This is a genomic window from Burkholderia sp. BE12 (assembly GCF_002959955.1).
Classification (GTDB): Bacteria; Pseudomonadota; Gammaproteobacteria; order Burkholderiales; family Burkholderiaceae; genus Burkholderia.
Genome location: NZ_PREY01000044.1, coordinates 44,580 through 55,179, shown reverse-complemented (window position 1 = coordinate 55,179; position 10,600 = coordinate 44,580). Strand labels below are relative to the sequence as shown.

General features: G+C 66.6%; 13 protein-coding genes. 5 read left to right on the top strand and 8 right to left on the bottom strand.

What is annotated here, in order from left to right:
* Window positions 1-262: 262 nt before the first annotated feature.
* On the bottom strand, window positions 263-751 hold the full coding sequence (locus tag C4B30_RS32235) for an aminoacyl-tRNA deacylase (RefSeq protein ID WP_027784485.1): 489 nt from the start codon (window positions 749-751) through the stop codon (window positions 263-265).
* A gap of 458 nt (window positions 752-1,209) precedes the next feature.
* Here C4B30_RS32235 and C4B30_RS32230 point away from each other — a divergent pair, with 458 nt between their 5' ends.
* Window positions 1,210-1,503 carry a YciI-like protein gene (locus C4B30_RS32230; protein ID WP_027784486.1) on the top strand — a complete coding sequence of 98 codons (294 nt, stop codon included), beginning with the start codon at window positions 1,210-1,212 and terminating at the stop codon, window positions 1,501-1,503.
* Between the two features lie 7 nt (window positions 1,504-1,510).
* Here the strand turns inward: C4B30_RS32230 and corA are convergent, their stop codons facing one another.
* Window positions 1,511-2,488 carry a magnesium/cobalt transporter CorA gene (gene corA, locus C4B30_RS32225; RefSeq protein ID WP_027784487.1) on the bottom strand — a complete coding sequence of 326 codons (978 nt, stop codon included), beginning with the start codon at window positions 2,486-2,488 and terminating at the stop codon, window positions 1,511-1,513.
* A 202-nt stretch (window positions 2,489-2,690) separates the two neighbouring features.
* On the opposite strand from corA, the gene cydX reads away from it, so the two are divergent.
* Window positions 2,691-2,825: a cytochrome bd-I oxidase subunit CydX gene (cydX, locus tag C4B30_RS32220; protein WP_027784488.1), complete on the top strand. Its 135-nt coding sequence runs from the start codon at window positions 2,691-2,693 to the stop codon at window positions 2,823-2,825.
* Window positions 2,822-3,439, top strand: a complete 618-nt coding sequence (locus C4B30_RS32215; RefSeq protein ID WP_027784489.1) for an AAA family ATPase — start codon at window positions 2,822-2,824, stop codon at window positions 3,437-3,439. Before cydX ends, C4B30_RS32215 begins: the two co-directional genes overlap by 4 nt.
* 131 nt (window positions 3,440-3,570) lie before the next feature.
* On the opposite strand, the gene C4B30_RS32210 is transcribed toward C4B30_RS32215, so the two are convergent.
* The gene (locus C4B30_RS32210; protein ID WP_027784490.1) at window positions 3,571-4,671 is read right to left on the bottom strand and encodes a saccharopine dehydrogenase family protein; all 1,101 of its coding nucleotides are present in this window, start codon (window positions 4,669-4,671) and stop codon (window positions 3,571-3,573) included.
* A 495-nt stretch (window positions 4,672-5,166) separates the two neighbouring features.
* Window positions 5,167-5,631: an Lrp/AsnC family transcriptional regulator gene (locus tag C4B30_RS32205; protein ID WP_006481526.1), complete on the bottom strand. Its 465-nt coding sequence runs from the start codon at window positions 5,629-5,631 to the stop codon at window positions 5,167-5,169.
* Between the two features lie 249 nt (window positions 5,632-5,880).
* Between C4B30_RS32205 and C4B30_RS32200 the strand changes: the two genes are divergently transcribed.
* Window positions 5,881-6,432 (top strand): Spy/CpxP family protein refolding chaperone, encoded by a 552-nt coding sequence (locus C4B30_RS32200; protein ID WP_027784491.1) that lies wholly within the window; start codon window positions 5,881-5,883, stop codon window positions 6,430-6,432.
* 134 nt (window positions 6,433-6,566) lie between these two features.
* Window positions 6,567-6,998, top strand: coding sequence for a PGDYG domain-containing protein (locus C4B30_RS32195; RefSeq protein ID WP_027784492.1), 432 nt, complete (start codon window positions 6,567-6,569; stop codon window positions 6,996-6,998).
* Window positions 6,999-7,037: 39 nt separating this feature from the next.
* Here the strand turns inward: C4B30_RS32195 and C4B30_RS32190 are convergent, their stop codons facing one another.
* The 4 genes from C4B30_RS32190 to C4B30_RS32175 all read right to left on the bottom strand — a co-directional run bounded on the left by C4B30_RS32190 (window position 7,038) and on the right by C4B30_RS32175 (window position 10,599).
* Window positions 7,038-7,400, bottom strand: coding sequence for a DUF3022 domain-containing protein (locus C4B30_RS32190; protein ID WP_027784493.1), 363 nt, complete (start codon window positions 7,398-7,400; stop codon window positions 7,038-7,040).
* A 13-nt stretch (window positions 7,401-7,413) separates the two neighbouring features.
* The gene (locus tag C4B30_RS32185) at window positions 7,414-8,202 is read right to left on the bottom strand and encodes a YhfC family intramembrane metalloprotease (RefSeq protein ID WP_027784494.1); all 789 of its coding nucleotides are present in this window, start codon (window positions 8,200-8,202) and stop codon (window positions 7,414-7,416) included.
* Between the two features lie 55 nt (window positions 8,203-8,257).
* On the bottom strand, window positions 8,258-9,301 hold the full coding sequence (locus C4B30_RS32180) for a LacI family DNA-binding transcriptional regulator (protein WP_027784495.1): 1,044 nt from the start codon (window positions 9,299-9,301) through the stop codon (window positions 8,258-8,260).
* 332 nt (window positions 9,302-9,633) lie between these two features.
* Window positions 9,634-10,599 (bottom strand): NAD(P)-dependent oxidoreductase, encoded by a 966-nt coding sequence (locus C4B30_RS32175; protein ID WP_027784496.1) that lies wholly within the window; start codon window positions 10,597-10,599, stop codon window positions 9,634-9,636.
* Between the last annotated feature and the right edge of the window lies 1 nt (window position 10,600).

Below are 10,600 nucleotides of genomic sequence, written 5' to 3'. Positions count from 1 at the left end.
ACCAATCCGGCTGGCTGCATGGTCGGCTCCCGTGCTTGCTCAACGAGCCGTCCAGCATGCCAGCAGTCAAAAACACGACATCTGTAAATAGCCAGAACACGACATTAGGATATGGCTGCTACAACCAAAACCATCGATAATGTTGATTATGTCAAATTAGAAATTTACCGAGCAGCCGTCCTCGAATCGTCGCCATACAACACCTACTCGCCGCCTCACCAGCCGCCCGCGACCATCCATTTCCCCGGGCAACCGGCCCGCATCAGGACAACATCATCCCCTGCATCCTGTGCGAGAAATGCGCGCGCTCGGCGGTCTCCATCAGCATCAGGAATTCGTCCTGCGTCATGTGAATCAGCGCTTCGTGATCGCCGGCCTCGAAATAGACTTCCGGCTGCTGCGCGAGGCGTTCCTCGAGGAACGTCTTCATCCCGTACGCCATGCAGACCGGCGGCAGCGCGCCCATGTCGCAATCCTTGAACAGCTCGCGCAATTCGACCTCCCGGGCGAGCACGAGATGGCGTCCCGTCTTCACCCAGAGATCCGACAGGCGCACGGCGTGCGTCGTCGGTAATACGGCGGCGACGTAACCTTCAGCGTCCTCGAGGAGCACCGTTTTCGCGAGCCGATCGCCGGGAATGTGCGCGGCGGCGGCCGTCTCCATGCTCGTATGGCTATAGGGGTGGTACACGACTTCGTACCGCGATGACTTCTGGCGCAGGCAATCCTGCAGGGTGGCTGAGACTGGCATGGCGCACCTCGTCTGGGCGAATCGGGCGAACGGAGTTCGCTCCGGATTCGTTCAGCATAGGTCGCATTCCGGCCCAATGGAAACGCCCTCGCGCGACGCCGATCCAGATGCGCCGGCAACCGGCTCCCGGCATTTTTCATTCGGCCGCCTGCTCTCGCTGGCGTGCGGGATCCAGCCCCGCAATATGCTTGAAAAGCCCCTCATTTCTGTAGACGAATTTCAGGAAGTGCCTACGTAGAAGCGAATGAGCTTCCAATTTGCCGATGTAGAGAAACTAGACCGTTAGTTGCATTTTTAGGAAAACGGCAGGACTCCCTCGAGGATGAGTTATTCAAAAAAGCGAACCCTCGAATGCCCGCCGTCACGCGGGCAAACCCCGCCGCCAAAGCCTTTCCCGGTGCCCTATACTGAGCCGGCCGCCCACCATCACGCGGCGGAAACCGACTCCCGGAGCGATCATGCATTACCAGTTGATCTACGAACTCGTCGACGATTACCTGTCGCGGCGCGAGCCGTTCCGTGCGCAACATCTCGCACTCGCGCAGGCCGCGACCGAGCGCGGCGAACTCATGCTCGCCGGCGCGCTGGCGGACCCGGCCGACCAGGCCGTGCTCGTGTTCGAAGGCGATTCGCCGGAAGCGGCCGAATCGTTCGCGCGCGCCGATCCGTACGTGCAGAACGGCCTCGTGAAATCATGGCGCGTGCGGCCTTGGCGCGTCGTGGTCGGCAAGCACGCGCCGCGTCCCGCGTGAAATCGGGCTACAGCCACCCTGCCCGCTTGAAACGCCACCACAGCGCGAGATCGGCGATGGCCATCACCGCGATGCAGCCGTAGAACCCGTATTTCAGGTGCAGCTCGGGCATGTTCGCGAAGTTCATCCCGTAGATGCCGGCGATCATCGTCGGTATCGCGAACAGCGCGGCGAACGAGCCGAGCCGCTTGGTCACCTCGTTCTCCGCGAGCGAAATCATCCCGAGATTGACCTGGATCGCCGTGACGACCATCTCGCGGCGCCCTTCGATCGTCTTCACGATCCGCTGCAGATGGTCGTACACATCGCGGAAGTAGGCGGCCATCCCGCTGCAGACCTGCGGAACGCGTCCGCCGGTGAGCTTCGCGAGCGGCTCCATCAACGGCGCCGTGTGCTGGTACAGCAGCACGAGCCGGCGTTTCAGCGAATAGAGATCCTCGATGATCGCGCGCGACGACGCGGGCGTCGCCTTCGCGAAGATGCGATCCTCGAGTTCCTCGAGCTCGGTGCCGAGCGTTTCGAGGATCGGGAAATACCGGTCGACGACCTGGTCCATCAACGCGTAGAACACGAACGCCGAACCCTCTCGCAGCAGATGCGGCTCGCGCTCGCAACGCTTGCGCACATCGCGAAAATCCTGCTCGGTATGGTTGCGGATCGAGAGCACGTAATTCGGGCCGACGAACACGTTCAGTTCGCCGACCTTGAATTCGCCGTCCTCGTCGAGTTCGACCGTATGCAGCACCGCGAACAGCGAATCGCCGTATTCCTCGATCTTCGGCCGCTGATGGCCCTTGCGGGCATCCTCGAGCGCCAGCTCGTGCAATCCGAACTCCTCGCCCATCAGATCGATTTCCTCGGGCGTCGGATCCTTCAGCGCGACCCACACGAAGCATTCGGGCTTCGACACGTAATCGCTGATGGCGTCGATGTCGATATCGGCCAGCTTGCGGCCGTCTTGGTAAGCAGCACAGTTGATCAGCATGTTGTCCCACGATGTTGCGGTTTGCGCATCAGTTTACCGGTTTGCTGCACGGACGGCCCGGCTTGCGCGGTACGTCGATATTGGTCATGATCGGGCTGAGTGCGCCGCAGCACGCAGCCTCGGGGCACGTCGACAAGCCCGCCGGGCCTGCGTTGCGCGCCGCGCAACGGCCGTGCGGCCCCATCGTCAAGGAGACGGACCTATGTGGTATTTCTCGTGGATACTCGGCATCGGCGTGGCACTCGGCTTCGGCATCATCAACGCGATGTGGCTGGAAGCGGAAGTGTTCTCGCGCGGCGACACGTCGCGCCAGAAGGCGGGGAGCCGGTATTCGTGACGCATCTCGTGTTCTTCTGCGGTCACGCCGGCACCGGCAAGACCACGCTCGCGAAGCGGCTCATCGGGCCGCTGATGCGCGCGACCGGCGAAGCGTTCTGCCTGCTCGACAAGGACACGCTGTACGGCCGCTACAGCGCCGCCGCGATGGGCGCGCTCACGGACGATCCGAACGACCGCGACAGCCCGCTCTACCTCAAACATCTTCGCGATCCCGAATACCAGGGCCTACTCGACACGGCCCGTGAGAATCTCTCGCTCGGCATCGGCGCGCTCGTCGTCGGCCCGCTGTCGCGTGAAGTGCGCGACCGGCGCATCCTCGACCGCGTGTGGCTCGGCATCGCGCCCGACGTCACGCTGACGGTCGTCTGGGTCCACACGTCGGAAGACGTCGCGCACCAGCGGATCGTCGCGCGCGCCAACCCGAACGATGCATACAAGCTCGCGCACTGGGACGAATACCGGCAGCGCCGCTTCGTGCCGACCGGCCGCGAATGCGACGGCATCGTGATGTTCGACAACACCGCACCGTCCGATGCGGACATCGACGCGCTGCTGTACCGCATCGTGCCGCCGCCGCAACCAGCGACGATCGTCCCGCCGCTGCCGGCCTGATCGCGGCGCCGGGCGCCCTTCCCGCTTCCTCGACTCGACAAAAGACAACGCCGGAAGCGCTGCTGCGCTTCCGGCGTCGTACGGCCCTCGTGCCCCTCGTGCCAGAGGCTGGCGAATGCTGACAACCGCGCTCAGGCAACCGCGTGCATGCGCTCCATCGTGCCGCCGTCGTACAGCTTGCCGAAACGGTTTGACAGGAACGCCTTCAGCGACACCTTTTCCTGCGGGATGAAACCGCTCTGCGGCAGCTTCTTTTCGCGGAACAGATCCAGCACCGCGCACATCGCGCCGGCCGTCGTGATCTGGATTGCGCTCATGTGCATCCCGCACACGTCCTTCGCGAAGATCTTGCGCGTGAACACGTCCTGCACCAGTTGGCCGTCCTTCACGCCCGTCACCGTGACGAACACGAGCACGACGTCCTGCTTCGTCGACGGCACCGCACGGCGCATGATCGACTTCAGCGTATCGCGGTCGCTCGACAGGCGCAGGTCTTCCAGCAGGAACTGGACGAGCTCGCGGTGGCCCGGGTAGCGCACCGACTTGTAGTCGAGCGTCTCGACCTTGCCCGACAGCGTTTCGCACAGCGTGCCGAGGCCGCCCGACGTGTTGAACGCTTCGTATTCGGTGCCGTCGAGCGAGAAGTGTTCGAGGCCTTCGAGCGGCTGCACCCACTGCTTGCGGCCGTCGCGGATCGCTTCGCACGGCTGGCAGTATTCGTTGATCAGGCCGTCGACGCTCCACGTCAGGTTGTATTTCAGCGCGTTGGTCGGATATTCGGGCAGCGCACCGACGCGCATCTTCACGTCGCGCACTTCGCTGAAGCCGTTCACGAGTTCGTGCGCGGCGATGCCGATGAAGCCCGGCGCGAGGCCGCACTGCGGCATGAACGCGCGATCGGAGCCATCGGCCAGTTCGCGGATCGCGTGCGTGGCGCGCACGTCTTCGGTCAGGTCGAAGTAGTGAACGCCGGCAGCCTTCGCGGCGGCGGCCACGTTGACCGCGAGGTAGTAAGGCAGCGCGTTGACGAGCGCATCGAAGCCCTTCACTGCTTCGCGAATCGCATTCGCGTCGGCCGAATCGACCCGCTGCGTCACGATGCCTTCGCGCGACAGCTTCGCGAGCGCATCCGCGTCGCGGTCGAACGCGACGACTTCGTAGTCGCCCGTTTCGCGCAGCATGTGAGCAATGGTGTGGCCGATCAGACCTGCGCCGACGATGGCGATTTTCATGCGCTTATCTCCTGATGATGGGTTGGTGTTGTGGACGGCGTTGAGCCATGAACACAGTGTAGGGACGCTCAAAATCAGTTCCAAGACGAAGAATGATGCGAAACGACCAATAATTTCGACGTTCTGACGTTACATTTCGCCGAAATGACCTATTCGTCTAAAAATCGCGTAGAGAAGCTGTCGCAAAGCGGTCGTTGGCGGTCGCGCATCGCAACGACGAAAACGAGGACGCACGGCGCGTCGCCGGACGCACGAACTGCCCATGCATCAGGTGCGGCACGCCGGTCGAAACGGAATAGGAAAGGAGATTCGGGAGAGATGCGCGAAGTGCGCGGGAGGACGATGGCGAATGCCCCGTGCCGATCACGATGTACGACGAAGGCCAATACGAATGCGTGCGGGCATGCACGCGGCGCCAATCCGGGCGCCGGTGACGCACCGAAGTCCGCGCCGCGCATGCGCATGCGCCGTCATGCGCGGCGCAGCGTGCAAAGGTCAGCCGCCGATCGTCCCGCGATCGATCTTGCGCGACAAGATGATCGACGTCGTCGTGCGCTCGACGCCTTCGAGCGTGCCGATCTGGTCGAGCAGATCGTTGAGCCGTTCGGGCGAATCGGCGCGCAGCCACGCGACGTAGTCGTACTCGCCGCTCACCGCGCACAGCAGCTGGACTTCCGGCATCCGGTCGAGCTTGCGCAAGACGTCCTTGCCGAACTTCGGCGTGAGGATGATGCCGACGTACGCATAGATGCTGGCGTCGAGCACGTCCTGTCCGAGTCGCACGCTGTACCCGGCGATCACGTTGGTGCGCTCGAGCCGCGCGATGCGTGCGACGACCGTCGTGCGCGCCACGTCGAGCTGGCGCGCGAGATCCGCGACGCTGGCGCGCGCATCGGCTTGCAGCAGCGCGACGAGTTGCCGGTCGAGATCGTCGAGTTGGTCGAGGCGGGGTGGACGCATGACGCTGGGCCGGTACGCACGTGCCGGCGGAGTGGAAAGTGACGCGATGATAGCGCCGAACGCCGGCGCGCCCAACCGGCATGGCCCGGATTCGAACCTTTCGATTTCGATTCGTATCGGATGTAAGCAAGTGTCGCATTCACTGCCGCGCCGCATGCGACGTGCTACTAATAGCGTGCGACGCGAGATGCGCACTGGCGGCAATGGCCGCCGCGCCCGCTCGCAAGACACCACCCCGGAGAGCCAATCATGAAGAAAATCTCGCTCACCCTCGCTACGCTCGTCGTTGCAGCCAGCGCATTCGCGCAAACCCCGGCACAGCCGCAAGCGCCCTCCCAGGCGCCGGCCACGACGGCCGGGGCATCGGCCCCGAGCGCCGAGCAGCGCGCGGCACGCCACGAAGCGCGCATCGAGCAGCGCATCAAGTACCTGCACGACCAGTTGAAGATCACGTCGGCGCAGGAGCCGCAATGGAAGACGTTCGCCGATACGATGCGCGACAATGGCGCGACGATGGGCCGCCTCTACAGCGAACGGATGGCCAAGCACGACGTGTCCGCTCTCGACGACATGAAGCAGTACGCGGAACTGTCGCAGGCGAACGCCGACGGCGCGAAGAAACTCGCCGACGCCTTCGCGCCGCTCTACGAGAGCTTCCCGGCCGAACAGAAGACCTTGGCCGACACGACCTTCCGCAGCTGGCTGCACCACGGCGGCGAGCACCGCGGCAAGGGCAAGACGAAGAGCAAGGAAGGCACGGCAGCAGCCGCGCCGGCCGCGAGCGCACCCGCGCAGCCCTGACGCCTTCCCCGCCGGCGCCGTGCTGCCCGTCGGGCCGAACGGCGCCGCGCCGCGAGCGGCGACCGGCGCGTCACACGGCGCGCCGAATTCGGGATAAGCTCCCGGCTTTTCCCGCTTTCCCGCCCTTCCCCGCCATGCTCGAACTCAAGCAACTCGATCTGCGTACCGATCCGCAGGCCCGTCGCGTCGTCAAGGACGAAACCGTCACCGTCTCCTTCGCGGAGGCCGACGGCGAACTGATGAGCCTCGAAGGCCCGAACCGTTATGGTGCGGGCGACGCGCTGATCACCGGCTCGACCGGCGACCGCTGGGTCGTGTCGCGCGCGCGTTTCGACGCCAAATACCTGCCCGCCGATCCCGCGCTCGCGCACGGCGCGCCGGGCGCTTACCGCAACCGGCCGGCCGTCGTGCTCGCGCGCCGGATGGACGAACCGTTTACGATCGCCCGCTCGGAAAACGGCGACACGCTGCGCGGCGTCGCCGGCGACTGGGTGATGCAATACGCGCCCGGCGACTACGGCGTCGTGCAGGCGCAGCGCTTCGCGCAGGTCTATCGCGACGCGTAACGCACCGCGACCACGCCGGCCCAAAGCCGGCGCCGCTGCTCACGCAAAGTCTTCGTCGAGTTCGAGTTCCGCGTCGCGCTCGACGGCCTCGCCGGCCGCGTGCCGCTCCTCGAGCGACCCGAGCATCGCTTCCGTATACGCATGCAGCACCGCGTGGCTGCGCGCGCGCTGCATCGGCTTGAGCGCCAGGTAGCGCGCGAGCGCGGCCGGCACGATCCGGATGTCGAGCGTCATCCGCTTCGGCGTCGCGCCGAAACGCATCGCCAGCCAGTGCACGGACAGGAAGCGCCCGCGCGTGTCGCTGCTTTCTGCGAAGCGCGTCTGCTCCGGAAACAGATCGCAGATCACGCGCGCGAGCGCGTCGAATTCCGCGCTCTGGCATTCGATCAGATAGTCGTCCATTCCGTCTCTCCCGTCAGGCCGCCGCACGCGACGGCCGGCACGTCTTCACCAGCACGGCCACCAGGATCGCGGCCAGCACGAAATACGCGACCTCGACCCACGCGGCCGGCAGCACGCGCACCTGGTACAACAGCGTCGGCGTCGCCGCGAGCGCGTGCAGCACGATCGCGAGCGGCAGCACGGCCATTCGGCCGGCCCGCACGCCGCGCCACACCAGCACCGACAGCGCCAGTTGCACCGCGAACGCCGCGCAGCGTTCGAGCAGCAACAGCAGGATCGACTGGGGCGACAGCGTCGCGAGCATCATGTGCAGCCGCACGACGGTATCGACCGGCAGGCCGGACAACTGCGTCTCGAGCTGGCCGCGGCTCGCGAGCCACGCGAGATACGACCACTGGCCCCACACGAGCACGCCGACGAACCACGCTTCGGCGCCTGCGTGGCCGATTCCGTAGCCGATCCCGCGATCGTCACCGGCCGATGCGCCATAGCGGCGGTTCAGGACACGCATCCCGAGATAGCGGCCGACTTCCTCGAACACGGCGGTCGCGAGCGCGCCGTACGCGACGAAGGCGAGCGGCTGCGTCAGCCAGCCGTCTTCGGGCGTGTGGCTCAGCACGAGCCCGTGGAACGCGCGCTCGAGGATCATCGCGAACAGCGTGAAGACGGCGACGCCGACGATCGTGTCGCGGCGATTGAGCGCAAGCGGCTTGCGCAGGATGCGATAGAGGACGAGCGGCAGCAGCGCGATGATCAGCGTGGCGGCGATCAGCGCCGCCAGCGTGACGGGAGCGACAGTCATGTATTTCCTTGGTTCGAGGCAACGCACGTGGCGCGCTGCGTGCCCCGAATGATACTCAGCTTGCGGTCGACGCGCGCGCAATCAACTCGCCGGGCAGCATCGCGACGCGCACGTCGCCCGCCGCGCCGTCGATCCGCTCGTGCACGAATTCGACGGCCTTGTAGCCGATTTCGTAGGTGGGCTGACGGATCGTCGTGATGCCGATCAGCTCGGCCCACTCCGGATCGTCGATCGACAGCAGCGCCGCCTGTTGCTGCCATGCGGCGCCGAAACGCGCGCGCAAGTGGCGCGCGATCGCCAGCGCGACCGGCGCATTCGCGGCGAACAGCGCCGCGCGCACGCCGCGCCGGGCCGCGTCGTCGATGCGGGCATCGACGTCGGCGAGCGCCGCCGCGGCGGCATCGGGTTCGTTCAGGTCGAGCACGACCGTCGACGGCACCGCCAGCCCGCGCGCCGCCAGCGCCGCGCGGAACGCGGCCTCGCGCACGCGCCGCGAGCTGACGCGCTCGAACGGCTGCACGACGAAATGGATCGCGTCGAAACCGTGTTCGACCAGGTGCGCGAGCGCCGTCTCGATCGCGTCGTCGTTGTCGAGGCCGATCAGGTCGGCCTCGAAGCCCTCGACCGTGCGGTCGACGAGCACGGCCGGAATGCCCGCGCCGCGCAGCGGGCGCAGCACGTCTTCGTCGGCGCCGAGCGCGTTGACGATCAGCCCTTCGACGCGGTAGGTCGTGAGCAGTTGCAGGAAGCGGCGCTCCATCTCGACTTCGTTCGCCGCGTGACAGATGAGCGGCATGTAGCCGAGCGCATGGCACGCGGCCTCGACGCCCTGCAGCACTTCGACGGTGTAAGGATTGGTCAGGTCGGCCGCGAGCATGCCGAGCAGCCGGTTGCGGCCGCGCTTGAGCCCGCGCGCCATCTGGTTCGGCCGGTAGTTGAGCCGCGCGATGGCCGCTTCGATCCGCTGGCGCAGATCGACGGACAGCACGTGCGTCTCGCCGTTCAGATAGCGCGAAACGCTGGTCTTGCCCGTGCCGGCCTCGCGCGCGACATCGCTGATCGTCGCCGGACGCGTCGTGGAAGGTTGCGAATCGGTCACTGTCGTGCCTCGCGACGTACGATCCGCGCCGCTTCGTGAGCAGACGGACCATTGTTGTTGGAAACGTAAGCCAACCGGCGGCCTCCCCTGTCCTGGCGCGTCGGCGCCTGCGCTGGCCCGGTGCTGCGCGCTCGAGCAGCGCCCGCCAGTCGCGTGCTACGGCAGTCGGCCGCACCGGAGCCGGCGCGGATGCCCTTCGCCCGACGCCGCCGGCTGAGTGGCCGGCCGTCGATGCGACGAGAGCGGGCGATCATAACGCAGCCGGCCCGCCGGCACCAAGACCATCGACTCTAACGGCGCCGGCGCCGCGCCAGCCGGTTGCCGCAGGCGGCTCAGGCGTGCGCCAGCGCATCCGGATTGACGAGATTCGTGCGCAGCGTGCCGGCCAGCGCGCCGACCAGGTTTTCCGCGGCGCAGCGCGCCATCGCATGGCGCGTCTCGTGCGTCGCCGAGCCGATATGCGGCAGCGCGACGACGTTCTTCATCTGCAGCAGCGGCGAATCCGCCGGCAGCGGCTCCTTCTCGAACACGTCAAGCCCCGCGCCCCGGATCGTCCCCGCGCGCAGCGCGTCGACCAGCGCGGCTTCGTCGACGACGGGCCCGCGCGACGCATTGATCAGGATCGCGCTGCGCTTCATCTTCGCGAATTCGGGCGCGCCGATCAGGTGGCGCGTGTCGGGCGATAGCGGCACCTGCAGACACACGAAATCCGACTGCGCGAGCAGCGCGTCGAGCGTCACGCGCCGGGCGCCGTACTGCGTCTCGGCCTCGGCATGCGCGGACCGGTTCGCGTACAGCACCTGCATCCGGAAGCCGAGCGCCGCGCGCCGCGCGACCGCGCCGCCGATCCGCCCGAGCCCGACGATGCCGAGCGTCTTGCCCTGCACGTCGGTGCCGTACAGGTCCGGGCCGATGCTGCGATCCCAGTGGCCGGCCTTCACCCATTCGGCCAGTTCGACCACGCGCCGTGCGGACGCCAGGATCAGCGAGAACACCGTATCGGCCGTCGACTCGGTCAGCACGTCCGGCGTATGCGCGAGCACGATGCCGCGCCGCGTGAGATCGGCGACGTCGAAGTTGTCGTAGCCGACCGAGATCGTCGACCACGCCTTCAGCCGCGGGGCGCGGTCGAGCATCTGCGGCGTGACCTTCAGGCTCGCGCCGATCGCGCCGTCCGCGTCGCCGAGCGCAGCGGCGAGCGCGTCGGCGCCGTCGGCCCGCACGACCTCCGCATGCTCGCGCAGGTACGCGAGAACGTCATCGGGCAGCGGCTTGTACGCGACGATACGGGGCTTCATC

Excerpts from the sequence above, each read along its gene's own strand:
- C4B30_RS32230 (WP_027784486.1), top strand. The coding sequence starts at position 1,210 with ATGCATTACCAGTTGATCTACGAACTCGTCGACGATTACCTGTCGCGG.
- C4B30_RS32185 (WP_027784494.1), bottom strand. The coding sequence starts at position 8,202 with ATGACTGTCGCTCCCGTCACGCTGGCGGCGCTGATCGCCGCCACGCTG.
- C4B30_RS32200 (WP_027784491.1), top strand. The coding sequence starts at position 5,881 with ATGAAGAAAATCTCGCTCACCCTCGCTACGCTCGTCGTTGCAGCCAGC.
- C4B30_RS32195 (WP_027784492.1), top strand. The coding sequence starts at position 6,567 with ATGCTCGAACTCAAGCAACTCGATCTGCGTACCGATCCGCAGGCCCGT.
- C4B30_RS32175 (WP_027784496.1), bottom strand. The coding sequence starts at position 10,599 with ATGAAGCCCCGTATCGTCGCGTACAAGCCGCTGCCCGATGACGTTCTC.
- C4B30_RS32235 (WP_027784485.1), bottom strand. The coding sequence starts at position 751 with ATGCCAGTCTCAGCCACCCTGCAGGATTGCCTGCGCCAGAAGTCATCG.
- C4B30_RS32210 (WP_027784490.1), bottom strand. The coding sequence starts at position 4,671 with ATGAAAATCGCCATCGTCGGCGCAGGTCTGATCGGCCACACCATTGCT.
- cydX (WP_027784488.1), top strand. The coding sequence starts at position 2,691 with ATGTGGTATTTCTCGTGGATACTCGGCATCGGCGTGGCACTCGGCTTC.
- corA (WP_027784487.1), bottom strand. The coding sequence starts at position 2,488 with ATGCTGATCAACTGTGCTGCTTACCAAGACGGCCGCAAGCTGGCCGAT.
- C4B30_RS32205 (WP_006481526.1), bottom strand. The coding sequence starts at position 5,631 with ATGCGTCCACCCCGCCTCGACCAACTCGACGATCTCGACCGGCAACTC.
- C4B30_RS32190 (WP_027784493.1), bottom strand. The coding sequence starts at position 7,400 with ATGGACGACTATCTGATCGAATGCCAGAGCGCGGAATTCGACGCGCTC.